At 62.8% G+C, this 25,566-nt stretch carries 23 protein-coding genes; 19 read left to right on the forward strand and 4 right to left on the reverse strand.

Features of this window, described 5'->3' with window-relative positions:
• Positions 1-451 precede the first annotated feature (451 nt).
• Positions 452-1,672 carry a CaiB/BaiF CoA-transferase family protein gene (locus tag CAG22_RS19455; RefSeq protein WP_085705987.1) on the reverse strand — a complete coding sequence of 407 codons (1,221 nt, stop codon included), beginning with the start codon at positions 1,670-1,672 and terminating at the stop codon, positions 452-454.
• A gap of 14 nt (positions 1,673-1,686) precedes the next feature.
• Positions 1,687-2,868: an acyl-CoA dehydrogenase gene (locus CAG22_RS19460; protein WP_003252907.1), complete on the reverse strand. Its 1,182-nt coding sequence runs from the start codon at positions 2,866-2,868 to the stop codon at positions 1,687-1,689.
• 161 nt (positions 2,869-3,029) lie between these two features.
• On the opposite strand from CAG22_RS19460, the gene CAG22_RS19465 reads away from it, so the two are divergent.
• From CAG22_RS19465 to CAG22_RS19510, 10 genes are all read left to right on the forward strand, one after another.
• Positions 3,030-3,929 (forward strand): LysR family transcriptional regulator, encoded by a 900-nt coding sequence (locus tag CAG22_RS19465; protein WP_054572517.1) that lies wholly within the window; start codon positions 3,030-3,032, stop codon positions 3,927-3,929.
• Between the two features lie 437 nt (positions 3,930-4,366).
• Positions 4,367-5,488: a Re/Si-specific NAD(P)(+) transhydrogenase subunit alpha gene (locus CAG22_RS19470; protein WP_015268506.1), complete on the forward strand. Its 1,122-nt coding sequence runs from the start codon at positions 4,367-4,369 to the stop codon at positions 5,486-5,488.
• Positions 5,489-5,499: 11 nt separating this feature from the next.
• Positions 5,500-5,814: an NAD(P) transhydrogenase subunit alpha gene (locus CAG22_RS19475; protein ID WP_003256966.1), complete on the forward strand. Its 315-nt coding sequence runs from the start codon at positions 5,500-5,502 to the stop codon at positions 5,812-5,814.
• 2 nt (positions 5,815-5,816) lie between these two features.
• Positions 5,817-7,253 carry an NAD(P)(+) transhydrogenase (Re/Si-specific) subunit beta gene (locus tag CAG22_RS19480; protein ID WP_015268505.1) on the forward strand — a complete coding sequence of 479 codons (1,437 nt, stop codon included), beginning with the start codon at positions 5,817-5,819 and terminating at the stop codon, positions 7,251-7,253.
• A 186-nt stretch (positions 7,254-7,439) separates the two neighbouring features.
• Complete coding sequence (locus CAG22_RS19485; protein ID WP_013970344.1) at positions 7,440-8,933, forward strand: acetyl-CoA hydrolase/transferase family protein; 1,494 nt, start codon at positions 7,440-7,442, stop codon at positions 8,931-8,933.
• Positions 8,934-9,370: 437 nt separating this feature from the next.
• Entirely contained in the window at positions 9,371-9,586 is a 216-nt protein-coding gene (locus CAG22_RS19490) for a DUF1127 domain-containing protein (protein ID WP_003256968.1), read from the forward strand.
• A 307-nt stretch (positions 9,587-9,893) separates the two neighbouring features.
• Positions 9,894-10,211 carry a DUF2388 domain-containing protein gene (locus tag CAG22_RS19495; RefSeq protein WP_025337247.1) on the forward strand — a complete coding sequence of 106 codons (318 nt, stop codon included), beginning with the start codon at positions 9,894-9,896 and terminating at the stop codon, positions 10,209-10,211.
• Positions 10,212-10,299: 88 nt separating this feature from the next.
• Positions 10,300-10,593 (forward strand): DUF2388 domain-containing protein, encoded by a 294-nt coding sequence (locus tag CAG22_RS19500; protein ID WP_025337246.1) that lies wholly within the window; start codon positions 10,300-10,302, stop codon positions 10,591-10,593.
• Positions 10,594-10,629: 36 nt separating this feature from the next.
• A complete protein-coding gene (locus CAG22_RS19505) occupies positions 10,630-10,950 on the forward strand; it encodes a DUF2388 domain-containing protein (protein WP_003256970.1) in 321 nt (106 codons plus the stop codon).
• Complete coding sequence (locus CAG22_RS19510; protein WP_085691572.1) at positions 10,947-12,902, forward strand: DUF4105 domain-containing protein; 1,956 nt, start codon at positions 10,947-10,949, stop codon at positions 12,900-12,902. Before CAG22_RS19505 ends, CAG22_RS19510 begins: the two co-directional genes overlap by 4 nt.
• A gap of 126 nt (positions 12,903-13,028) precedes the next feature.
• Here the strand turns inward: CAG22_RS19510 and CAG22_RS19515 are convergent, their stop codons facing one another.
• Positions 13,029-13,430 carry a GFA family protein gene (locus CAG22_RS19515; RefSeq protein ID WP_085705988.1) on the reverse strand — a complete coding sequence of 134 codons (402 nt, stop codon included), beginning with the start codon at positions 13,428-13,430 and terminating at the stop codon, positions 13,029-13,031.
• 267 nt (positions 13,431-13,697) lie between these two features.
• Here CAG22_RS19515 and CAG22_RS19520 point away from each other — a divergent pair, with 267 nt between their 5' ends.
• The 9 genes from CAG22_RS19520 (at position 13,698) to CAG22_RS19560 (ending at position 24,100) form a co-directional block, all read left to right on the forward strand.
• Positions 13,698-15,005, forward strand: a complete 1,308-nt coding sequence (locus CAG22_RS19520) for a CitMHS family transporter (protein WP_015268498.1) — start codon at positions 13,698-13,700, stop codon at positions 15,003-15,005.
• Positions 15,006-15,076: 71 nt separating this feature from the next.
• Entirely contained in the window at positions 15,077-15,847 is a 771-nt protein-coding gene (locus CAG22_RS19525; RefSeq protein WP_025337243.1) for a TerC family protein, read from the forward strand.
• A 351-nt stretch (positions 15,848-16,198) separates the two neighbouring features.
• The gene (locus CAG22_RS19530) at positions 16,199-17,857 is read left to right on the forward strand and encodes a Na/Pi cotransporter family protein (RefSeq protein WP_085705989.1); all 1,659 of its coding nucleotides are present in this window, start codon (positions 16,199-16,201) and stop codon (positions 17,855-17,857) included.
• Positions 17,858-17,887: 30 nt separating this feature from the next.
• The gene (locus CAG22_RS19535) at positions 17,888-19,294 is read left to right on the forward strand and encodes a pitrilysin family protein (protein WP_075046868.1); all 1,407 of its coding nucleotides are present in this window, start codon (positions 17,888-17,890) and stop codon (positions 19,292-19,294) included.
• 94 nt (positions 19,295-19,388) lie between these two features.
• Positions 19,389-20,411: a DUF5924 family protein gene (locus CAG22_RS19540; RefSeq protein WP_085691568.1), complete on the forward strand. Its 1,023-nt coding sequence runs from the start codon at positions 19,389-19,391 to the stop codon at positions 20,409-20,411.
• 202 nt (positions 20,412-20,613) lie between these two features.
• On the forward strand, positions 20,614-21,747 hold the full coding sequence (locus tag CAG22_RS19545) for an ABC transporter permease (RefSeq protein ID WP_025337239.1): 1,134 nt from the start codon (positions 20,614-20,616) through the stop codon (positions 21,745-21,747).
• Complete coding sequence (locus CAG22_RS19550; protein WP_015268492.1) at positions 21,744-22,535, forward strand: ABC transporter ATP-binding protein; 792 nt, start codon at positions 21,744-21,746, stop codon at positions 22,533-22,535. Before CAG22_RS19545 ends, CAG22_RS19550 begins: the two co-directional genes overlap by 4 nt.
• 3 nt (positions 22,536-22,538) lie before the next feature.
• The gene (locus tag CAG22_RS19555; RefSeq protein ID WP_046616914.1) at positions 22,539-23,477 is read left to right on the forward strand and encodes an MlaD family protein; all 939 of its coding nucleotides are present in this window, start codon (positions 22,539-22,541) and stop codon (positions 23,475-23,477) included.
• The gene (locus tag CAG22_RS19560) at positions 23,474-24,100 is read left to right on the forward strand and encodes an ABC-type transport auxiliary lipoprotein family protein (protein ID WP_085691566.1); all 627 of its coding nucleotides are present in this window, start codon (positions 23,474-23,476) and stop codon (positions 24,098-24,100) included. The genes CAG22_RS19555 and CAG22_RS19560 overlap by 4 nt, the downstream gene beginning before the upstream one ends.
• A 141-nt stretch (positions 24,101-24,241) precedes the next feature.
• On the opposite strand, the gene CAG22_RS19565 is transcribed toward CAG22_RS19560, so the two are convergent.
• On the reverse strand, positions 24,242-25,471 hold the full coding sequence (locus CAG22_RS19565; protein ID WP_085705990.1) for a nucleoside recognition domain-containing protein: 1,230 nt from the start codon (positions 25,469-25,471) through the stop codon (positions 24,242-24,244).
• Positions 25,472-25,566 lie beyond the last annotated feature (95 nt).

The following is a 25,566-nucleotide window of genomic DNA, read 5'->3' on the forward strand; positions in this document are numbered from 1 at the left end:
TCACAAGCACCCACACGAATTGCTTGATTCGATTTGTTAAAGAGCGTTTGGTTAAGAGCTTTTCGTCTCAACCGAGGCGCGCATTCTACGCTTTCCTCAGGGTCTGTCAAGCGTTTATTTTGAAGTTTTTGCGAGAAACTCGTTTAGCTTCAAACACTTGACTCGCTGCGATCTCTCGTAGCGGGAGGCGAATCATACAGCGTTTAGAAGCGCTGTCAACCATCATCTCAACCGCTGCCGATCATTCGACCGAAGCACTCCTGATACTACCTGAATCGCTTAACCAATTGATTTACAAGAAGTTTTGCGCTTCGACTACGTCAGAAGTGGGGCGCATTATAAGGGGATTCGAAACCGCGTCAACCCTTAATTTCAAGAAACCCTGATATCGCTGAAAAGCAAAGCGGGGAGGCCTGACGGCCTCCCCGCTTTTCACCAAGGCCAAACGCCCTTAAAGCACACCGGTACTGCGCAGCCGCTGCACCTCACCGGCATCCAGCCCCAATACATCCTCCAGCACCACCTCGGTATGTTCACCCAGCAACGGCGGCGCCCGACGGTACTCAACCGGCGTCTCCGACAACCGTATCGGGCTCGCCACCTGCGGCACACTCCCCGCCAACGGATGCGGAATGCTCACCGCCAATCCGCGCGCCAGAACCTGCGGGTCCTGGAACATCTGCGCCAGGTCATTGATAGGCCCGCACGGCACCCCTGCAGCCTCCAGTTGGCTCACCCACTCCGCCGTGGTCTTGAACACCGTGGCCTGGCGGATCAAAGGAATCAGCTCGGCCCGGTTGGCAACCCGCAGCTTGTTGGTAACGAAACGCGGGTCGTCCGCCCACTGCGGCTGACCGGCCACCTCGGCGAACTTGCGGAACTGGCTATCGTTGCCCACGGTAAGGATGAAGTCGCCATCCGCCGTCGGAAAATCCTGATAAGGCACGATATTGGGGTGCGCATTACCCAGGCGACGAGGCGGGTTGCCCGTGGTCAGGTAGTTCATCGCCTGGTTCGCCAGGCAGGCCACCTGCACATCGAGCAACGCCATGTCGATATGCTGGCCCACCCCGGTCTGCTCGCGATGGGCGAGGGCAGCGAGGATCGCCACCGTGGAATACAACCCGGTAAGGATGTCGGTCAGCGCCACCCCTACCTTGACCGGCCCCGCACCTTCTTCACCTTCCGGGCGGCCGGTCAGGCTCATCAGCCCGCCCAACCCCTGGATCATGAAGTCATAACCCGCGCGCCTGGCATAAGGCCCGGTCTGGCCGAACCCGGTGATGGAACAATAGATAAGCCGCGGGTTGATCGCCTTCAGGCTCTGGTAGTCCAGGCCATAGGCAGCCAACCCACCAACCTTGAAGTTTTCGATGACGATATCGGACTTCGCCGCCAACTCACGTACCAGGCGCTGCCCCTCGGCCTGGGTGAAGTCGATGGTAACCGAGCGCTTGTTGCGGTTGGCCGACAGGTAATAGGCCGCCTCACTGGTGTTCTCACCCTCGGCATCCTTGAGGAAGGGCGGCCCCCACGAGCGGGTATCGTCACCACTACCAGGGCGCTCGACCTTGATCACATCGGCGCCAAGGTCAGCGAGAATCTGGCCAGACCATGGGCCGGCCAACACGCGAGAAAGGTCCAGCACCCGCAGATGTGATAGCGCGCCCATGGGCTGGCTCCTTATCAATAGAAGGCCTGGATGCCGGTCTGCGCACGCCCCAGGATCAGTGCATGCACATCGTGAGTACCTTCATAGGTGTTGACCACCTCGAGGTTGACCAGGTGACGAGCCACGCCGAACTCATCGGAAATGCCATTGCCACCCAGCATGTCACGCGCCATGCGGGCAATATCCAGCGCCTTGCCACAGGAGTTGCGCTTCATGATCGACGTGATCTCCACTGCAGCCGTGCCTTCGTCCTTCATCCGCCCCAGACGCAGGCAGCCCTGCAGCGCCAGGGTGATTTCGGTCTGCATGTCGGCCAGCTTCTTCTGGATCAGCTGGTTGGCAGCCAACGGGCGACCGAATTGCTGACGGTCCAGGGTGTACTGACGCGCGGTGTGCCAGCAGGCTTCCGCAGCGCCCAGCGCACCCCACGAGATGCCATAGCGGGCGGAGTTCAGGCAGGTGAACGGGCCTTTGAGACCGCGCACATCCGGGAAGATGTTTTCCTCCGGCACGAACACGTTGTCCATGACGATTTCGCCAGTGATCGAGGCGCGCAGGCCGACCTTGCCGTGAATCGCCGGCGCGCTGAGGCCTTGCCAACCCTTTTCCAGAACAAAGCCGCGGATATCACCCGCATCGTCCTTGGCCCAGACCACGAATACATCGGCGATAGGGCTGTTGGTGATCCACATCTTGCTGCCGGTCAGGCGGTAGCCGCCGTCGACCTTCCGGGCACGGGTGATCATCGAACCCGGGTCGGAACCATGGTTGGGCTCGGTCAGGCCGAAGCAACCGATCCACTCGCCGCTGGCCAGCTTGGGCAGGTACTTCTGCTTTTGTGCCTCGGTACCGAACTCGTTGATTGGCACCATCACCAGCGACGACTGCACGCTCATCATCGAGCGGTAACCCGAGTCGATGCGCTCTACCTCGCGAGCAATCAGGCCGTAGCACACGTAGTTCAGGCCACTGCCACCGTATTGCTCGGGAATGGTGGCGCCCAGCAACCCGACCTCACCCATTTCACGGAAGATTGCCGGGTCGGTCTGTTCATGACGGAAGGCCTCGAGCACACGCGGGGCCAGCTTGTCCTGGGCGAACTGATAAGCGCTGTCACGCACCATGCGCTCTTCTTCAGTGAGCTGCTGATCGAGCAGCAGCGGGTCGATCCAGTTGAAGCTTGCTTTACCGGCCATGAGCGAAATCCTCGAAATAGGGAGCAGTTTCTTGTGCCTTTGAGCCTAGGCCTGATCGGCCGCCGGGACAAACGAGGATTGCGCACCAATTAGTGATAATTTGTCACTTCGTAAATCGGCAAAACACCATATTTACAGCCTTACGAGTGAGGTTGACGTACATGCGCCGCAAGATCCCCAGTACCGCCGCCCTGGTTTGCTTCGAGGCGGCGGCGCGCAACGAGAGCTTTACCAAGGCCGCCCAGGAACTCGCCCTGACCCAGGGTGCCGTCTGTCGGCAGATAGGCGGCCTGGAAGCCTTTCTCAATGTGGAACTGTTCCGCCGCTCGCGTCGCGGCGTAAAACTGACCGAAGCCGGCCTTTCCTACAGCCGCCAGGTGGCCGCCCAACTGGACGCGGTAGAGCGCGACACCTTGTCGGTAATGCGCCAGCAGGGCGCCAACGTGATCGAGCTGGCCGTGGTGCCTACCTTCGGCACCCAATGGCTGCTACCGCGGCTCAAGGACTTCCAGCAGCGCCACCCGGAGGTCACGGTCAACCTCACCAACCGCACCCGGCCATTCCTGTTTGCCGACACCACCTTCGATGCCGCTATCTACTTCGGCGATGCCGACTGGTCCGGCACCCAGTCGCACCGGCTGATGGGGGAAAACCCGGTACCGGTGTGCAGCCCGGCGCTGCTGGGCGGGCAGGGCACACTCGACGCGCAGCGTATTGCCCAACTGCCACTGCTGCAGCAGAGCACGCGTCCCTATGCCTGGCGGCAATGGTTCGGCAGTGTCGGCATGAATGTGGAACGCGACATGACAGGCCCGCGCTATGAACTATTCTCGATGCTCGCCCAGGCGGCCATGCATGAGATGGGCATCGCGCTGATTCCGCCGTTCCTGATCCAGCGCGAGCTGGAGGAGGGTAGGTTGGTGGTCGCTAACAGGCATGCCCTGAGTAGTGACAAGGCCTACTATCTGATGATTCCGGAGCGCAAGGTGGAGTCGGCTTCGCTGCGCGCCTTCCGCGACTGGCTGGTGAGCCAGGCTCAGGCGTATACGGCGAAGACGTAGGCAAGCGCGATAAATTGACTCCGTAGTCAATTATTTTGAACACCTACAGATATATGTATTTGTCGCATCTACATAAACTGTTATGCAGGGTGCAAAAATCCGCTTTAACCCTGCTTACGGCGCGGCTTTGCGGGTTATTTTGCGACATTCACCAAGCCGTAAGCGAATTGACCGCAAAATTTTTGTTTTTTTCTCCTAATCTGCCAATAGCCTATGTTTGACAGGCTGCAGCCTGACCGTTGCGACATACGGTCACAGGGTGACTTGTAGTTTTGACTTCGTTTCGCTCCAGAACCGGTTGAAGGCCTCTGGCTTCGTCTGCAAAATGCTTCGCCCGCCCGGGATTCGGCGGGTCGGCGCTCCACAGCCGCCCCAGCGCACCATCCGAAGTGCGCTGGCTTTTAAAAAGACAAAAGGTCACCGCAGGAGAAATAGTCGTGCACATTGGTGTTCCTCTCGAGACGCAGACCGGTGAGACAAGGGTCGCTGCGACCCCGGAAACCATCAAGAAACTGATTGGCCAGGGCCATCAGGTCACCGTCCAACGGGGGGCAGGGCTCAATGCCAGCATTCCGGACAGTGCCTATGAGGCCGTGGGTGCTTCCCTGGGGAGTGCAGCCGATGCCTACGGCGCCCAATTGGTGCTCAAAGTGGTCGCCCCCAACGACCAGGAACTGGCCCTGATCAACAGTGGCAGCCTCCTGGTGGGCATGCTCAACCCCTTCAACAGCGAGCTGATCGGCAAGATGGCCGAGCGCGGCATTACCGCGTTCGCCCTGGAAGCCGCGCCGCGCACCTCGCGGGCGCAGAGCCTGGACGTGCTGTCGTCGCAGGCCAACATCGCCGGTTACAAGGCGGTGTTGCTGGCTGCCCATCACTACCCACGCTTCATGCCCATGCTCATGACCGCCGCAGGTACCGTCAAGGCCGCGCGCGTACTGATCCTGGGCGCGGGCGTTGCCGGCCTGCAGGCCATTGCCACGGCCAAGCGCCTGGGCGCAGTGATCGAGGCGTCCGACGTACGCCCGGCCGTGAAGGAGCAGATCGAGTCGCTGGGCGCCAAGTTCATCGACGTACCCTACGAAACCGATGAAGAGCGCGAGTGCGCCGAAGGTGTCGGCGGTTACGCCCGGCCGATGCCGGCCAGCTGGATGCAACGCCAGGCCCAGGCCGTGCACGAGCGCGCCAAGCAGGCGGATATCGTCATTACCACTGCGCTTATCCCGGGGCGCAAGGCGCCGACCCTGCTCAGCGCCGAAACCGTCGCGCAGATGAAGCCCGGCTCGGTGGTCATCGACCTCGCAGCAGCCCAAGGCGGCAACTGCCCACTGACCGTCGCCGACCAGGTGGTACAGGAGAACGGCGTGATCATCGTCGGCCCGACCAACCTGCCGGCCCAGGTGGGCGCCGATGCCTCGGCACTGTATGCACGCAACCTGCTGGACTTCATGAAGCTGCTGTTCGACAAGGACGGCGCGCTGGTCATCAACCTCGAAGACGACATCGTCGCGGCCTGCCTGATGTGCCGTGATGGTCAGGTCGTCCGCAAGAACGGCTAAGGAGCACGACAATGGAAGACATGCTGATTTCCCATGGCATCTACAACCTGATCATCTTCGTGCTGGCCATCTATGTGGGCTACCACGTGGTGTGGAACGTCACCCCGGCACTGCACACGCCGCTGATGGCCGTGACCAACGCCATCTCCGCGATCGTCATCGTCGGCGCCATGCTGGCCGCCGCCCTGACGGTGACCCCGGCCGGCAAGCTGATGGGCACCCTGGCGGTGGCCCTGGCCGCGGTCAACGTGTTCGGTGGCTTCCTGGTCACCCGTCGCATGCTTGAGATGTTCAAGAAGAAAACCAAGAACGAGGCGCAGAAGTAAGCATGAGCATGAATCTGGTAACGCTCCTCTACCTCGTCGCCTCGGTGTGCTTCATCCAGGCGCTCAAGGGCCTGTCGCACCCGACTACCTCGCGGCGCGGCAACCTGTTCGGCATGATCGGCATGGGTATCGCCATCGTCACTACGGTCGGCCTCATTTATAAGCTCGGGGCCGAGCTTGCTACCGCCGGCATCGGCTACGTCCTCGTTGGCCTGCTGGTCGGCGGCACCGCCGGTTCGATCATGGCCAAGCGCGTCGAGATGACCAAGATGCCGGAACTGGTCGCCTTCATGCACAGCATGATCGGCCTGGCTGCGGTGTTCATCGCCATCGCCGCGGTGCTGGAACCGCAATCGATGGGCATCGTTGCCGCCATGAGCGACCCGATCCCCACCGGCAACCGCCTGGAACTGTTCCTAGGCGCAGCCATCGGTGCCATTACCTTCTCCGGCTCGGTGATCGCCTTCGGCAAGCTGTCGGGCAAGTACAAGTTCCGCCTGTTCCAGGGCGCACCGGTACAGTTCGCCGGCCAGCACAAGCTGAACCTGATCCTCGGCCTGACCACCATTGCCCTGGGCCTGCTGTTCACCTTCACTGGCCACTACAGTGCCTTCACCCTGATGCTGGTCTTGGCCTTCATCATGGGCGTGCTGATCATTATTCCGATCGGGGGCGCCGACATGCCGGTGGTGGTGTCGATGCTCAACAGCTATTCGGGCTGGGCAGCGGCCGGTATCGGCTTCTCGCTGAACAACTCGATGCTGATCATCGCAGGCTCCCTGGTCGGCTCGTCCGGTGCCATCCTCTCGTACATCATGTGCAAGGCGATGAACCGTTCGTTCTTCAACGTCATCCTCGGTGGCTTCGGTGGTGATACCGATGCCGGCGCGGCGCAAGGCTCCAAAGAGCAGCGCCCGGTAAAGTCCGGCTCTGCCGACGATGCCACCTTCCTGCTCAGCAACGCCGACAGCGTGATCATCGTCCCGGGTTACGGCCTGGCGGTGGCTCGCGCCCAGCACGCGCTGAAGGAGTTGACCGAGAAGCTGAGCCACAACGGCGTGACCGTGAAGTACGCGATCCACCCGGTGGCGGGCCGTATGCCCGGGCACATGAACGTGCTGTTGGCCGAGGCCGAAGTGCCATACGACCAGGTGTTCGAGATGGAAGACATCAACGCCGAGTTCGGCCAGGCCGATGTGGTGCTGGTGCTGGGCGCCAACGACGTGGTCAACCCGGCGGCGAAGAACGATCCCAAGTCGCCGATCGCTGGCATGCCGATCCTCGAAGCGTTCAAGGCCAAGACCATCATCGTCAACAAGCGCTCCATGGCCAGCGGCTATGCCGGCCTGGATAACGAACTGTTCTATCTCGACAAGACCATGATGGTGTTCGGCGACGCCAAGAAGGTCATCGAAGACATGGTCAAGGCGGTGGAGTGACAACGGCCGCTGCAAACCAGCTGATATAAAGGAAGCCCCGGTCAGAATCTGCCGGGGCTTTTCTTTTATTGATCCGGATCAACGGCTCTATTCCAAGGCTTCTCATACGACCATGGTCGTGGGACGGCAAGGGGCGAAGTCTCTAGACTGCGCTGCAGTAGTTTCAGTAGCCCGAGATAACAATCCATGTACCGTGATCGTATCCGCTTGTCCTCCCTGCACAGCAAGGTAATGAGTGCGGCTGATGCCGCTGGTCTGATCGAGGACGGCATGACCGTCGGAATGAGCGGTTTCACCCGCGCCGGCGAAGCCAAGGCCGTACCACATGCACTGGCCGAACGTGCCAAGCAGTCGCCACTGAAAATCAGCCTGATGACCGGCGCCAGCCTGGGCAACGACCTGGACAAGCAACTGACCGAGGCCGGCGTGCTGGCTCGCCGCATGCCGTTCCAGGTCGACAGCACCCTGCGCAAGGCCATCAACGACGGCCAGGTGATGTTCATCGACCAGCACCTGTCGGAAACCGTCGAGCAGCTGCGCAACCAGCAGCTGAAGCTGCCGGACATCGCGGTCATCGAAGCCGTGGCCATCACCGAGCAGGGCCACATCGTGCCAACCACCTCGGTGGGCAACTCGGCCAGCTTCGCGATCTTCGCCAAGCAGGTAATTGTCGAGATCAACCTCTCGCACAACACCAACCTCGAAGGCCTGCACGACATCTATATCCCGACCTACCGCCCGACCCGCACGCCAATCCCGCTGGTCAAGGTCGACGACCGTATCGGCAGCACCGCCATCCCGATCGACCCGGCCAAGATCGTCGGCATCGTCATCAGCGACCAGCCAGACTCGCCGTCCACCGTATTGCCGCCGGATGACGAAACCCAGGGCATCGCCGACCACCTGATCAACTTCCTCAAGAAAGAAGTCGAAGCTGGCCGCATGACCAACAAGCTTGGCCCGCTGCAGGCCGGTATCGGCAGCATCGCCAACGCAGTGATGTGCGGCCTGATCGAGTCGCCGTTCGAAGACCTAACCATGTACTCCGAAGTACTGCAGGATTCGACCTTCGACCTGATCGACGCCGGCAAGCTGAGCTTCGCCTCGGGCAGCTCGATCACCTTGTCGACGCGCCGCAACGCCGACGTGTTCGGCAACCTGGAGCGTTACAAGGACAAGCTGGTTCTGCGCCCGCAAGAAATTTCCAACCACCCGGAAGTGGTCCGTCGCCTGGGCATCATCGGTATCAATACCGCGCTGGAGTTCGACATCTACGGCAACGTCAACTCCACCCATGTCTGCGGCACCAAGATGATGAACGGCATCGGCGGCTCGGGTGACTTCGCCCGTAACGCCCACCTTGCCGTGTTCGTCACCAAGTCGATTGCCAAGGGTGGCGCGATTTCCAGCGTGGTGCCGATGGTCAGCCATGTCGACCATACCGAGCACGACGTTGACATTCTGGTCACCGAGCAAGGCCTGGCCGACCTGCGTGGCCTGGCGCCACGTGAGCGCGCCCGGGCGATCATCGACAACTGTGTGCACCCGGACTACCGCGCAGCGCTGAACGACTACTTTGATCGCGCCTGCCAGCGTGGCGGCCACACCCCGCACATCCTGCGCGAAGCCCTGAGCTGGCATGAGAACCTGGAAGAAACCGGGCGCATGCTGGCTAGCTGATACAAATGAGGAATGGAACGGCGGCCCTGCTTCCGCTGTTCCGGCCTCTTCGCGGGCTTGCCCGCTCCCACAGGTCATGTGCAACCCTCAAGGGCAGCACTTTACCTTGTAGGAGCGGGCAAGCCCGCGAAGGGGCCATAACAGTCAAACCCTTTCATCGATACACTCCCGCCGCAATCTGCAACAGAATCTGTACTACTGTACTGGTGTTTTTGCGCCTTCCCGGCTGAAAAATCCTCTTCATCAAATCAAAGTGCACCAAATAAGGGCGGACCAGTACAGTTACGCCAGTTTCGAGTGCAACAGTAGGGTTACACAGTTAACTGGACCATCGTCTTTCAACCGAACTGTATCTACTGTTATGGACGACAGAGGAGGATCATTGGCATCAGTTAAATCACTACCTAATCCCGCCATAAGCGGAAGGATGAAACATCATGGAACGTACCCTCAGTTCCGGTCTGGTTTTTGAAAGCAACGCCCAACAATCCAACGCTTCGCTGCCGCTGCGCGCTCTGTCCACCTTGCTGCTGTGGCAGCGCCGCATGGCCAGCCGCCGTCAATTGGCTCGCCTGGACGCCCGCCTGCTGGCCGACGCCGGTATCAGCGAGTCGCAGCGTTACGAAGAGCTGAGCAAGCCTTTCTGGCGCTAAGCTCCGGCTTGCCGGCTTCGGCCGGCACCGCGAATTCCCGAAACCCGTTGCAGGTGACTGCGACGGGTTTTTTGTTTGCAGGCGGCATGGTAGAGCCTTTTGCAGGCGGACCTGTACAGTTTGTAAAATCATAAAACAAACCATAACAGTTTATTGGTGCGCTGTTCATTAACATCCAGAAACACCGGCGCGTGATACGCTTGGCGTAACAGTCTGGTAGAACGCACTGTTGAAAAAGTACCGCGACGAGCTGTGCGAGCGTCCGATAAAGCAGAACCACCCGACCCTAGTCCAGGAGTCCACGATCATGTCCCGTAAATACCTGATTGGCGCCGCCCTGATGCTGAGCCTGGCCGGCACCGCAAACGCCACCAGCTTCGTTGTCACCACCGATGCCGTCGTTGGCGCAGTGGCCGCGTCCACCGATGCCACTTCCGATATTTCCTCCTCGTTCCGTGACGACAAGATCGTCCAGGCCGCCCGTGACGACGCCGCCAGCTTCGTTGGCAGCCAGGGCGACATCCGCGGTGCCAAGCTGGAAAGCGCTTTCCTGCACATCCGCTCGCAGATGCCAGCCCTGCAGGCCAGCGACGCGCAACTGGCCCAGGCCATCCTTGCGCTCTGACCCCGGCTGATCCGTTCAGCTGTGCTGGTCACCACCAGCACAGCCGTACTCACCATTGCCGCCCACGTTTCCAGCTGTTGTAGAGCCCATGCGTTATCTGTTGCCGTTGCTGTTCTCCGTTGTTGGCATGGCCAGCGCCCATGCCATGGATACCACTACGCAAAGCCTGGTCATCACCGGCTATGTCACCAGCCAGGTCACCACCGCACCGTTCGACCGCAAACTGGTCCGCCAGGCCCAGGACGATGCCGCTGCCTTCGTCGCCAGCGACGGCCAGATCCGCGGTGCGCGGCTGGAGGCAGCACTGGAATCACTACGCCACAATTGCGCACGGCATACCGTCGGCGATCTGGAACTGGCGCAGGCAATTCTCGTCCAATAATTACATCTGACTCCCTGTATTTTTCGGAGATGCTCCATGCGTAAACCGCTGATTGCCGCTACCCTCGGCATGCTGCTGCTGGCCGACCTGGCCCAGGCACAGACCCTGGTGGCCACCAGCAATATCATCGTGCGGGCCTTTGGCCGTTCGATCGATTTCACCTCTGACACCACCACCTCGATCCGCGATTCCAAAGTGGTGCGCGAAGCCCATGACGACGCCGCCAGCTTTGTCGCCAGCAACGGTGACATCCGCGGCGCCCAGCTCGAGGCCGCCTTCAACACCCTGCGCGAGCGCGTGCCGCAAGCGCGCGACGCCAGCGACCAGGTACTGGCTGAAGCCATCCTCGCGCTGTGAACCGCGTGCGCGCCTGGCTGCTCGGCTGCGCCCTGACGCTGCTCGGCACGCCCGCCCTGGCCGACCTGCAGCTCGAGCTGCAGGCGTCCGGCCTTGACTCGCAGCAGGCCCAAGCCACTCAGGCTCTGCTCGACGAAGCCATGGGCAAGCTGCCCCCTCGCTTCAAGCAACAGCTGAACCGCCGGGTGCGGGTCAGCTGGCGCGACAACATGCAGGCCGACGCCTATGGCCAGGCATCGCTGGTATCTACCCTCGAACTCAATCGCCGCCTGCTGCCCAGCCTCACCGATGGCAGTGCTGCCACCGAGCGCACCAACCGCCCGCATGGCACGGTGCGAGAAGAACTGCTGGCCACCGTGCTGCACGAACTCACCCATATCTACGACCGTGCCCGGCTGTGGCCCAGCGCCGAGAACGCGCTGATCGCCCGTTGCAAGCGCCAGCAAGGTACGTTGGGCAAGGTCGGCCTGCCCGAAGCATGCCGTGGCCAGGCCGAGCGCCGCTTCACACTCAGCGACGACCCGCGCCTACTCGACCTGGCCGGCTGGCAGCAGTACGTGGGCCGACGCGGCGAGCGCGAGCAGCACAACGGCCAGTTCGTGCGCAGCCCCGACAGCTATGAACTGAGCAGCCCCAAGGAGTACATCGCGGTCAACATGGAGTACTTCCTCCTCGACCCGAGCTACGGCTGCCGCCGTCCGGCGCTGAACCAGTACCTGCGCGAACACTTCGGCTGGGCACCGCAGCAGGACAGCTGCGCCAAGGGCCTGCCGTTCATCAATGCCGGCAGCGACTTCGCCCGCCAACCGCTGGGCGAAATCGACCCCGAGCGGGTCTATGAGGTGGACTACCTGCTGGCCGAAGCCAACCAGAACCTGGTCAGCCGCTGGGGCCACAGCATGCTGCGCCTGGTGATCTGCAAGCCGGGCCGCCCACGCGGGCCGGACTGCCGCCTGGACCTCGACCAGAGCCTGGTGCTGTCGTACCGCGCCTTCGTCAACGATGTGCAGCTTTCCAGCTGGGACGGCCTGGTCGGTGCCTACCCCTCGCGCCTGTTCGTGCTGCCGCTGGGCCAGGTGATCGACGAGTACACCAAGACCGAACTGCGCAGCCTGGCCTCGGTGCCCTTGCGGCTCGACCGCGACGAGATCGAGAACCTGGTGCGTCAGGCCGCCGAAATGCACTGGAGCTACGATGGCAACTACTGGTTCCTGTCCAACAACTGCGCAGTAGAGTCGTTGAAGCTGCTGCGCAGCGGCACCGCCAACCCACGCCTGAACGACCTCGACAGCATCATGCCCAATGGCTTGCTGGCTGTGCTCAAGGGCAGGGGGCTCGCCGACACCAGCGTGCTCGACGACCCCCGCGAGGCGCTGCGCCTGGGTTATCGCTTCGACTCCTACCGCGACCGTTACCAGGCCATGTTCGAGGTGTTGAAGAAGCAGTTGCCAATCAAGCAGGACAAGGTCGAGGACTGGCTGGCCCTTGACGCCGAGCAACGGCGGGGCTGGTTCGCCCAGGCCGACCTGCGCACCAGCGCCGCCTTGCTGCTGCTTGAACAGGCCAGCTTGCGCCGGCAACTGCTGCTGGCCCAGGACGAGGTCAAGCAGCGCTACCTGAACGCCGCCGCGCTGAACGATGGCAGCGTCAGCAAGGCCGATGCGACCCTCAGGCAGATGCTCGCCAACAGTGGCTTCCTCAGCCGCCCGGCAGAGTTGCTCGACAGCAAGGGCTACGGGCTGCCGCAGCCGCAGGAGCGCAAGCACCTGGAGCAAGTCAGCAGCGAGCGGCAAGCGCAGTTGCTGCGCTTGAGCACGAGCCTGGACAAAGAGGTGAGGGCGCTGCTGGAGCCGTCGCGGGCCAGGGAGATTGCGGCGGTGGAAGCCAATGTGAAGCAGGTGGGCGAACATCTGCGGGCATTGCACAAGGCTGCAGGAGGCCTGCAGTTGTAAGTATGGCTGTACCGGCCCTATCGCCGGCAAGCCAGCTCCCACAAGACCACCATAGGTCTGAAGGTGGTGGGGTACCTGTGGGAGCTGGCTTGCCGGCGATAGGGCCAGCAGCACCAACACAATCTCTTACAGGTTCTCCTCCGCCTCCGAAGGCAAATCCTCATCCAGATGCAACCAAGGCAACCGGCTACCCACCCAGATATGCCGGTTGGCCCTGACGCGTTCCGGGTGGTCCAGCGTCGCCACCGTCACATCCACCGTCTCCGGGCTATGTGTAGTCACCAATGCCACATGCGCCCCGCAATGCCCACAGAAGTACCGGCTGCAACTGGCCGGTGCCACATAGCAGTTCGGCTCGCCCGCCAGCCACTGGAACCCCGAGCGGGGCACGGTGAGCCAGGTCACCACCAGCCCGCCGCTGACCCGCCGGCAGATAGAACAATGGCAATGGGCAATGTCCGTCAGGTCGCCCGCCAACCGATAACGCAAGGCGCCACAATGGCAGCCACCCTCGGTCACATCCTGCATCACCTACCTCTCGTCGCCTTTGCTTCGGCGAAAGCTGGCTGAAAGCTTGCCCTCATAGGATAGCCCCCACTACCGGCACAAGACCGGTCAGCCAGGGCACCCGGTAACCACCGCGCCCGGCCCAATCAACAACAACAATGGTGATTCTGATGTATTCCTGTGCCCGACTTTCCGTAGCCCCCCTCCGCATGCTCCCCGCACAGCGCCAAGCGCGCTGATCCGCCCGAATCGACGTTCCTTTCGCCGCGCCACGCCTGGAGTATTGCCATGCTGACCTTCCTCGGCTTTGCCATGGTCATCACCTTCATGTACCTGATCATGACCAAGCGCCTTTCGGCCTTGATCGCGCTGATCCTGGTACCGATCCTGTTCGCCCTGTTCGGCGGTTTTTCCGCCAAGATCGGCCCGATGATGCTCGAGGGCATCAGCAAGCTCGCACCTACCGGCGTGATGCTGATGTTCGCCATCCTCTATTTTGCCCTGATGATCGACTCCGGCCTGTTCGACCCGGCCGTGCGCAAGATCCTCAAGCTGGTCAAGGGTGACCCGCTGAAAGTCTCCGTCGGCACCGCAGTACTGGCCCTGGTGGTCTCGCTCGACGGTGACGGCGCCACCACCTACATGATCTGCTGCGCCGCCATGCTGCCGATGTACAGCCGCCTGGGCATGAGCCCGCGGATCATGGCCGGCCTGATCATTCTCGCCGGCGGGGTGATGAACATGACCCCCTGGGGTGGCCCGACCGCCCGCGCCGCCAGCGCCCTGCACGTGGACCCGTCGGACATCTTCGTGCCGATGATCCCGGCCATGCTGTTCGGCGTGCTGGCGATCCTGGCCATCGCCTACATGTACGGCAAGCGTGAACGTGCCCGCCTGGGCGAGTTGCACCTACCCACCGACGACATCGACCACAGCGAAATCACCGTTTCGCAGTACCCGGACGCGCGCCGGCCAAAACTGCTGTACTTCAACGGCGCCCTGACCGCTGCCCTGATGGTCGCGCTGATTGCCGGCGTGCTGCCGCTGCCAGTGCTGTTCATGATCGCCTTCAGCATCGCCATGATCGTCAACTACCCGTGCCTGCAGCAGCAGAAAGACCGCATCGCCGCCCACGCCGGCAGCGTGCTGGCGGTCACCGGGCTGATCTTTGCCGCCGGCATCTTCACCGGCATCCTGTCGGGCACCGGCATGGTCGACGCCATGTCCAAGAGCCTGCTGTCGGTCATCCCCGAGGCGCTGGGCCCATACCTGGCGGTGATCACCGCGATCGTGAGCATGCCGTTCACCTTCTTCATGTCCAACGACGCGTTCTACTATGGCGTGCTGCCGGTGCTGGCCGAAGCTGCCAGCCACTACGGCATCAGCCCGGTGGAAATGGCCCGTGCGTCGATCGTCGGGCAACCGGTACACCTGCTCAGCCCCTTGGTACCCTCCACCTACCTGCTGGTGGCCCTGGCCGGCATCGAGTTCGGCGATCATCAGCGCTTCACCTTGAAGTGGGCAGTGCTGGTGTGCCTGTGCATAATGCTCGCCGCGCTGCTGATGGGCATTTTCCCGCTGTTCAGTAGTCTTTAATAAACGCGTATTTCCCTAACGCGACGCGCCCTGATCCTGGCGCGTCGCCTTTACCGTTCGAAGGAAAACACATGGAATGGCTGACCAGCCCGGAAATCTGGGTTGCCTTTTTCACCCTTACCGCGCTTGAGATCGTCCTCGGTATCGACAACATCATCATGATCTCGATTCTGGTCAGCCGCATGCCCAAGCACATGCAGCCGCGCACCCGGATCTTCGGCCTGGCCCTGGCCATGGTCACCCGTATCATGCTGCTGCTGTCGATCACCTGGGTCATGCGCCTTACCGCCGACCTGTTCGTGGTCCTGGGCCAGGGCATCTCCGGGCGTGACCTGATCCTGTTCTTTGGTGGCCTGTTCCTGCTGTGGAAAAGCTCGCAAGAGATCTATCACGGCCTGGAAGGCGAGGACGAGAACCCGGAAGAGCCGAAAGGCGCGGGTGGCAAGTTCTTCTACACCATCATCCAGATCGCCATCATCGACATCGTGTTCTCGCTGGACTCGGTGATCACTGCGGTGGGCATGGTGTCCCACGTACCGGTGATGATCGCCGCGATCATCGTCGCCGTGCTGGTGATGATGTTGTGCGCCGGCACCATCAGCGACTTCATCGACAAGCACCCGTCGCTGAAGATGCTCGCACTGTCGTTCCTGATAGTGGTCGGTACCGTGCTGATCGCCGAAGCTTTCGACGTGCATGTGCCAAAGGGCTACGTCTACTTCGCCATGGCGTTCTCGCTGGCGGTGGAAGCCATCAACATCCGCATGCGCACTGCCTTGGCCCGCAAGAACGGCAAAGAGCATGAGCCGGTGAAACTGCGCAAGGACATTCCGGGTCAATAAGATCAGGAAGTGCAGGACATAAAGGGCCCTTCGTTCTGTTCGGGGCCCTTTTTTCATTTCTGGGTATCAGAAATGGAGCTGTCCTGTGCCGGCCTCTTCGCGGGTAAACCCGCTCCCACAGGGGCCACACAGGCCTTGAGGTTATGGTGATCCTGTGGGAGCGGGTTCACCCGCGAAGAGGCCGGCACAGGCAATCATTCATTTCCGGTATGTTTCAAATAAACGGCAGCCATGCGAAGCTGGCGACAGCTCCGCAAAACAACTAAAGCTTTGAGTGAGCACTGAAAATTCTTCAAACGCTCACGCTTCGTCTCTTGGCCCTCTGGGCCAATGCAACAGGGGGCCGTCGCCATGCTGACCCTGATCAACCTGCTCTCGGCCGTTACGCTTCTGGTCTGGGGCACTCACATCGTGCGTACCGGCATCCTTCGGGTATTCGGCTCGAGCCTGCGGCGCATCATCAGCCACAACATGAGCAAACGCCCGCTGGCGTTCGTCGCCGGCATTCTGGTCACGGCCATGGTGCAAAGCAGCAACGCCACCGCCATGCTCGTCACCTCGTTCGTCGGCCAGGGCCTGATGGCCATGACCCCGGCCTTGGCAATCATGCTCGGCGCCGATGTGGGTACCGCGCTGATGGCCCGGGTGCTGACCCTGGACCTGTCCTGGCTGTCGCCGCTGCTGATCTTCCTGGGTGTTATCTTCTTCCTCTCACGCAAACAGACGAGGGCCGGCCAGCTGGGCAGGGTAGGCATCGGGCTTGGCCTGATCATCCTGGCATTGGAGCTGATCGTGCAGGCAGCTACGCCGATTACCCACGCCCAAGGCGTGAAGGTGCTGTTCGCCTCGCTGACCGGTGACATCATGCTCGACGCCTTGGTCGGCGCTCTGTTCGCCATGATTTCCTATTCCAGCCTGGCGGCCGTGCTGCTCACCGCAACACTGGCCGGTGCCGAAGTGATCAGCCTGCCGGTGGCCATCGGCCTGGTGGTGGGCGCCAACATCGGTAGCGGGCTGCTGGCCTTCATCAGCACCAGCATGCAAAACGCCGCCGGACGCCGGGTGGCTCTGGGCAGCCTGCTGTACAAGCTGATCGGCCTGCTGCTGATCATCCCCGTGTTGCACCCGCTGGTGGGCTGGATGGACTCACTGAGCTTCAGCCCACAGGAGCTGGTCATCGGCTTCCACCTGCTCTACAACACGCTGCGTTGCCTGATCATGCTGCCCACGGTCAAACCCATGGGCCGGCTGTGCAACACCCTGCTGCCCGAACGGGAAAACGGCAACGGCCAGATTCGCCCGCGCCATCTCGACACCTCGGCGCTGGAAACACCCAGCCTGGCCCTGGCCAACGCCTCCCGCGAAACCCTGCGCCTGGGCGATATCGTCGACAGCCTGCTCGAAGCCATGCTCGGTGCCCTGCGCGGTACCCAGGCCGCCTTGCCGCAGCAGGTCCGCGCCCTCGGCGAGGACGCCGAAGCCTTGTACAGCGCGATCAAGCTCTACCTGGCGCAGATGTCGCGTGAAGACCTCAGCGAACAGGACAACCGCCGCTGGGCAGAAATCATCGAACTGGCGATCAACCTCAAGCTGGCCTGCGACCTGATCGAGCGCATGCTGCGCAAGGTCCAACAGCAGAAAACCAGCCAACGCCGGGAGTTCTCCCAGGTGGGCCTGGAAGAGCTGACCGGCTTGCAGGAACAGCTGCTGGCCAACCTGCGCCTGGGCTTGTCGGTGTTTCTCAGCGCCGACCCGGAAAGCGCCCGCTTGCTGCTGCGGGAAAAACGCCGTTTTCGCGCCCAGGAACGGCGCCTTGCCCACGCCCATGTCAGCCGCTTGCAGCGCAAGGTAGTGCAAAGTATCGAGACCAGTTCGCTACACTTGGAGCTGATCGCCGACATGAAACGGTTGAACTCTTTGTTCTGTAGCAGTGCCTATGTGGTACTGGGCGGCTCGGACACGGGCGGGCTGATGCTCGACAGCGTGCCGGACGAAGCCCGTCTGCCGTGATTTCGCCTACCTGAGGACCCAAGCTCGCCCATGCGTTGCCTGATGTTCGTTTGCCTGCTGATCTGCAGCCTGCCCTCATTCGCCCTCGACCGCTCGCGGGTTGAAGGTTACCTGTTGCCCAACGGCCTGCAGGTCATCCTGAAAAACGGTTATGAACGTGACCATGTGGCGATTCGCCTGGTGGTCGGCGTCGGCCTGGATGACTTCAGTTGCGAGCAGAAAGAGCTGCCGCACCTGCTCGAACACCTGCTGTTCAGCGGCATCGACGAAACTGGCGAGGGCGGCCTGGAAGAACGCCTGCAATCGCTGGGCGGCGAGTGGAATGCCTACACCAGCAGCGCCGACACCACCTTCGTCATCGAAGCCCCGGCGCGCAACCAGCGCAAAATCCTCGACCTGCTGCTGGCGGTGATCCACGACACCCGCATCGATGCCAAGGCCCTGGCCACCGCCAAGCGCATCATAGAGCGCGAGGATGGCGGCCACTATGGCCACCTCCAGCGCTGGCTCGACCGCCAGGACATCGGCCACCCCGCCAGTGACCAGCTGGCCACCGAGCTGGGCCTGAAATGCCCGGAGCGCTCCAACCTCGACGACATGACCCTGGAGCAGGTGAACACCTTGCGTGACCGCTGGTACGCGGCCAACAATATGACCCTGATCGTGGTCGGCGGCCTCGACCGCCTGCTGCCGGCCTACCTGGAGCGCACCTTTGGCGAGCTGCCCGCCACCGAGCCGGAGGAGCGCCGCACCCTGGAAAGCATCGGCCAGCAAGCTGCACAGCGCCGCGACCTGACCCGCGGCTGGCTGGGTGACAGCGTCAAGCTGCACTGGCTGTTCGTCGAGCCGGTGCTGGACAACGACCACCAGGCCACCCTCGACCTGCTGTCGCACTACCTGGACTGGGCGCTGTACGACCAGCTGCGCCTGCGCAACGGGTTGTCCTACGGCCCTTCGGCAAAACGCGAAAGCTTTGGCGACACCGGCCTGCTAAGCCTCAATGCCGACCTGGAGCGCGAGGATATCGACCAGGCGGTCGAGGTGATGCAGAAATTGTTCAACCACCTGCGCAAGGAAGGCCTCGACCCGGACACCTTCGAGCGCATCAAGTACGCCAGCGTCGCCAAGGAAAGCTGGAGCACCCAGGGCAACAGCGCCTTGGCCGACTACTACTGGGGCGCGCTGAATGACTATAGCGACGGGCGCTTCGTCAACCCGGTGCGCAAGCTGCGCCAGGTCAGTCTGGCGCAGGCCAACGAGGCGCTGAAGGAACTGCTCAAGGAAGATGGCTATGTGCGTATCGAGAAACCATTGCTTGGCTATGATGAGCTCTACGGGCTGGTTGCCTTGCTGTTGGGGCTGATCCTGGCAGCGGGGCTGTTGCGCTGGCGTCGGCATGGTCCGGAAAAACCGAGCGGTGCTACACGCGAGCAGTGAAACGACGGTATCCTTTTGCCAGTACCGGCCTCTTCGCGGGCACGCCCGCGAAGAGCCCAGCACAGTCACCTCACCCATTCTGTTGTAGCCCCCAATGCCCCAAATCCCCCACATCGTCCAGCGCATCATCGAACTGCTCAAACGCTACCCCGGCATCATCGCGCTCGGCGGTTTCCTCTCCGGCATCGGCAGTTTCATCCTGGTCGACCGTCAGGCTGGCCTTGCCAGCTGGGTAGCTGTGCTCATGCTGGTCAGCTGGCTCTGGCTGATGCTGGAAAACACCCTCACCGGCCTGTTCGCGCGCACCTTCAACCGCGAAATACCGCAGCCATTGCTGCGCTACGCGACGCAGATGATCCACCAGGAATCACTGTTCTTCGTACTGCCGTTCTTCTTCATCACCACCACCTGGAACAGCGGCCAACTGGTGTTCACCGGCCTGCTCGGTGCCGCCGGGCTGATTTCGATCATCGACCCGCTGTACTACAAGTGGCTGGCACCGCGGCGCTGGCTGTTCCTGGCGCTGCATACCCTGACCCTGTTCGCCGCCCTGCTGACCGCGCTGCCGATAATCCTGCACCTGACCACAGCGCAAAGCTTCAAGCTGGCCCTGATTGCAGCCATGGCCCTGTCGTTCCCCAGCCTGGCCAGCAGCTTCCCGATCAACAACTGGCGCCGCGCCGTGGCCCTGGTGCTGGTCACCCTGTCGGTCGGCGGCGGGGGCTGGCTGCTGCGCTCCTGGGTGCCGCCAGCGACCCTGTGGATGACCGAAGTGGCAGTAAGCACCGAAGTGCTGAACCGCCAGCCGGGCGATTCGCTGCACGAAATTGCTGCCAGCCGCATCCGTAGCAGCGGCCTGTACGCCTACACCGCGATCAACGCGCCACGCGGCCTGAACGAGCGGATCTACCATGTGTGGCAAAAGGACGGCCAGGAAGTCGACCGTATTGCCTTGGACATCCACGGCGGGCGCAAGGAGGGTTACCGGGCCTGGACGCACAAGCAGAACTTCCCGCCGAACCCGGTGGGCAAGTGGCAGGTGAGGGTACTGACCGAAGATGGGCAGGTCATTGGCGTGCTGCGCTTCAAGGTGGTCGACGAAGCGCCCGCGGGGTGAGTGAAAGGGGCCGCTTTGCGGCCCATCGCCGGCCAGCCAGCTCCCACAGGGCCAGCGACAACCCGCTCCATGTGGGAGCTGGCTGGCCGGCGATGGGCTGCAAAGCAGCCCCCAAGGTCCGTGAAGACAGCACATAATCACCAAACAGCCCATGCCCGCTGCGCTATGATCAGGCCCTAAGCCTTAGCGCCGAGTCAGTAGCATGGAGCCGATGACCACCCCCAGCGCCACCCTGGACACCAGTAGCCAACCGGCCTGCCTGCGCATTACCGGTGACTGGACCCTGGCGCACTACGCCAGCCTCAAGCGTGAGAGCGAGCGCCTGCGCGCGCAATACGCTGCCGATACCGTCGCCGACCTCAGCCAACTGGGCCGCCTGGATACCGCCGGTGCCTCGCTGCTGGCCGAACTGCTCGGCTCCGAGCGCCTGTCGCGCTGCACCCACGGCCTGCCCGAAGCCAGCCGCGCCCTGCTCAAGAACGTCTACTGCTCGGTGCAGGACTACTGCATCCCGGTCAAGGAACCCGAGCGTAACGTGCTGCTGTTGCTGCTGGAACGCATCGGCTGCGCCGTCGGTACCTTGTGGCAAGACACCATGCAGGTGCTCGGCTTCGTTGGCCTGATCCTCGAAACCCTGCTGCGCCGCGCCCTGCAACCTCATCGCTGGCGCTTCACCCCGGTCGTGGCGCACATCGAACAGACCGGCCTGGACGCCGCGCCCATCGTCGCCCTGCTGACCTTCCTGGTGGGGGCGGTGGTGGCCTTCCTCGGCGCCACGGTGCTGGCCGATTTCGGTGCGACCATCTTCACCGTCGACCTGGTGGCATTCTCGTTCCTGCGCGAGTTCGCCGTGCTGCTGACCGCTATCCTCATGGCCGGCCGCACCGCCAGCGCGTTCACCGCGCAGATCGGCTCGATGAAGGCCAACGAGGAAATCGATGCCATCCGCACCCTTGGCCTGAACCCCATGGAGATGCTGGTGGTGCCGCGCGTACTGGCGCTGTTGATTTCGCTGCCCTTGCTGACCTTCATCGCGATGATTTGCGGCATCGTCGGCGGTGCGGTGGTGTGCGCGCTGTCACTGGACATCTCGCCAGCCATGTTCCTGTCGCTGCTGCAAAGCGACATCGGCGTACAGCACTTCCTGGTCGGCCTGGCCAAGGCACCGTTCTTCGCCTTCCTGATCGCCGCCATCGGCTGCCTGGAAGGCTTCAAGGTCAGCGGTAGCGCCGAATCGGTGGGCGCACACACTACCTCGGCGGTGGTGCAGTCGATATTCGTGGTCATCGTGCTGGATGCGGTGGCCGCACTGTTCTTCATGGAGATGGGCTGGTGAGTGGCCAGGAACGCGTGATCGAGGCCCGCGGCATCTGCAACCGCTTCGGCCGCCAGAGTGTGCACGAAAACCTCGACCTCGACCTGTATCGCGGCGAGATCCTCGCCGTGGTCGGCGGCTCGGGCAGCGGCAAGTCGGTGCTGCTGCGCAGCATCGTCGGCCTGCGGCGGCCCGACGAAGGGCAGATCAAGGTGTTCGGCCAGGACCTGGCCGGCCTGCGCGAAGAGCAGCGTTCACTGGTCGAGCGGCGCTTCGGCGTGCTGTTCCAGAAGGGCGCGCTGTTCTCTTCGCTGACCGTCACCGAAAACGTGGCGTTGCCGCTGATCGAGCACGCCGGGCTGTCCCGCGCCGATGCCGAGCACCTGGCCGGAGTGAAACTGGCCCTGGCCGGGCTACCGATCTCGGCCGCCGACAAGTACCCGGCCTCGCTGTCGGGGGGCATGATCAAGCGCGCCGCGCTGGCCCGTGCCCTGGCACTGGACCCGGACATCCTGTTCCTCGACGAACCCACCGCTGGTCTGGACCCGATCGGCGCCGCCGCCTTCGACCAGTTGATCCTGACCCTGCGTGACGCCCTGGGCCTGTCGGTGTTCCTCATCACCCACGACCTCGACACCCTGTACACCATTACCGACCGCATCGCCGTGCTGTCGCAGAAGAAGGTCCTGGTGGCCGGCCCGCTGGCCGAGGTCGAGCAGACCAACGACGCCTGGATTCAAGAATACTTTCATGGCCCACGCGGGCGCGCAGCCGAGCAGGCCGCCACCCGTGCCGGGCAGGAGCGCTGAGCAATGGAAACCCGAGCCCATCACGTTCTTATCGGCCTGGTCACCGTCCTGGTGGTGGCCGGCGCCATGCTGTTCGGCCTGTGGCTGGCCAAGTCGAGTGTCGACGACGCCTTCAAGGACTACGAAGTGGTGTTCAACGAAGCCGTCTCCGGCCTGTCCCGCGGCAGCCCCGTGCAGTACAACGGCATCAAGGTAGGCGACGTGTCCACCCTGCGCCTGGACCCAAAAGACCCGCGCCGGGTACTGGCACGGGTGCGCCTGAGCGCCGACACCCCGGTGAAGGAAGACACCCAGGCCAAGCTGACCCTGGCCGGCGTGACCGGCAACTCGTTCATCCAGCTCAGCGGGGGCACCCCGCAAAGCCCCGAGTTGAAAGGCAAGGACGGCAAGCTGCCAGTGATCATCGCATCGCCCTCGCCAATCTCGCGCCTGCTCAATGACAGCAGCGACCTGGTGACCAACATCAACCTGCTGCTGCACAACGCCAACCAGATGTTTTCCGAGGACAACATCGGCCACCTCAGCAACACCCTGTCCAACCTCGACAAGACCACCGGCGCCTTCGCTGGCCAGCACGGCAGCATCACCCAGGCCATCGAGCAACTGGTGCAGGTGGGCAAGCAGGCCAGCGCCACCCTGGCCGAAACCCAGGCACTGATGCGCAATGCCAACGGCCTGCTGGGCAGCGAAGGCAAGCAGGCAATCGGCAGCGCCGAGCAGGCCATGCAGTCACTGGCCGAGAGCACGGCCACCATCAACCGCCTGCTCGAGGACAACCGCGAAGCCATCGGCGACGGTGCCCAGGGCCTGAACCAGCTGACCCCAGCGATTCGCGAGCTGCGCGAAACCCTCAACGCACTCAAAGGCATTTCCCGGCAACTGGAGGCCGACCCTAGCGGCTACCTGCTCGGCCGCGACAACAACAAGGAGTTCCAACCATGAAACCGTCGCTGCGCCTGCTGGCCCTGGCGGCTGCACTGAGCCTGGCCAGTGCCTGCTCGATCCTGCCGCAGAGCGAGCCCGTCGACCTGTACCGTCTGCCGGTGAACCAGCCCGGCCGGACGGCGCCGGCGCTGGACTGGTCATTGCGCCTGAACAAGCCGCTGGCCAGCGAAGTGCTGGCCGGGCCACGGATTGCCGTGATTCCCCAGGGCGATGTGGTCAGCAGCTACAAAGGCGCGCGCTGGAGCGACGCAGTACCGGTGCTGCTGCGCAACCGCCTGCTCGACGGTTTCCAGCGTGACGGCCAGGTACAGCGCCTTAGCGCCGACGACAGCAACCTGCAGGCCGACTACGAGCTGGCTGGCGAGCTGCAGGCGTTCCAGGCCGAATACCGCGAGGGCGGGGCGGTGGAGGTAGTGATCCGCTATGACGCACGTCTGGTCCAGGGCCGCAGCCAACGCATTCTGGCCAGCAAACGCTTCGAAATCCGCCAGCCGCTGGCCGACAAGCAGGTATCAGCGGTGGTTGCCGGCTTCGGGAAGGCCTGCGACCAGCTGACCGGGCAGGTGGTCAGTTGGACCATTGCCCAGGCGGGTAGTGCACAGCCACCATCAGTCCGTTGAGTCAGGCCCGGTTCTATCTCCTGTCAGGGCCTCATCGCCGGCAAGCCAGCTCCCACAGGTACTTCGCATGCCTTGAAGTCTGTGAGGTCAAGGTGGGAGCTGGCTTGCCGGCGATGGGCCGCAAAGCGGCCCCAAAAAAGGTCAGGCGAAGAACCAGTAGCAGACGAAGATCGCTGCGATGACACCGGACAACTCCGCCAGCAATGCGCAACCGACGGCATGGCGCACGCGCTGGATACCCACCGCACCAAAGTAAACCGCCAGCACGTAGAAGGTGGTTTCGGTACTCCCCTGAATCGTCGCCGCCACCAGCGCCGGGAAGCTGTCCACACCGTGGGTCTGCATGGTCTCGATCAGCATCGCCCGCGCCGCACTGCCGGAGAACGGCTTGACCAATGCCGTGGGCAGGCCTTCGACGAAGCGGGTGTCCAGGCCCAGCCAGGTCACCGCATGGCGAATACCGTCCAAGGCCAGCTCCAGGGCGCCTGAGGCCCGCAATACACCCACCGCCACCAGCATCGCCACCAGGTAAGGCAACAGGCCCTTGGCCACATCGAAGCCTTCCTTGGCGCCTTCGACAAAGGCTTCATACACCTTCACCCGCTTCAAGGCGCCGATCACCAGGAACAGGATGATCACGCCAAACAACGTGAGGTTGCCCAGGATCGACGACAGGCTCGCCAGCGCGGCCGCCGAGAGGGTGCCGAGAAAGGCCATGAACCCGCCCAGCAGCAATGCACCGGGGATCAGGTAGGCGAGCACTACCGGGTCCCACAGGCGCAGGCGCTGCATCACCGCCACCGACAGCAGGCCGACCAGGGTCGAGACACTGGTGGCCAACAGGATGGGCAGGAACACCATGGTCGGGTCCGCCGCGCCTTGCTGGGCCCGGTACATGAAGATGGTCACCGGCAGCAGCGTCAGCGACGAGGCGTTGAGCACCAGGAACAGGATCTGCGCATTGCTCGCCGTGGTGCTACTGGGGTTCAGCTCCTGCAGTGCGCGCATGGCCTTCAGGCCGATCGGCGTGGCGGCGTTGTCCAGGCCCAGGCCGTTGGCGGCGAAGTTCATGGTGATCAGGCCCAGGGCCGGGTGGCCGGGCGGGACTTCCGGCATCAGTCGGGCAAACAGCGGGCCGAGCACCTTGGCCAGCCACTCGACGATGCCAGCCTTCTCGGCGATCTTGAGAAAGCCCAGCCACAGGGTCAGCGTGCCGAACAGCAGCACCACCACCTCGACCGACAGCTTGGCCATGGCAAAGATGCTCTCGACCATCGCCGCGAAGATGCCGGCGTTGCCGCCTACCAGCCATTGGGCCAGGGCGGACACTGCCGCCACCAGGAAAAAGCCAAGCCAAAGGCCGTTGAGCATCCGTGTGTTCCCCCTGAAAAATGCCCGAATGATAGCGTATCGGGGCGTAAGGCTGGAGACCGCAGACCTGACACAGGACACTGTGGGAGCGGGCG

This window comes from Pseudomonas sp. B8(2017), assembly GCF_002113575.1.
GTDB lineage: Bacteria > Pseudomonadota > Gammaproteobacteria > Pseudomonadales > Pseudomonadaceae > Aquipseudomonas > Aquipseudomonas putida_Z.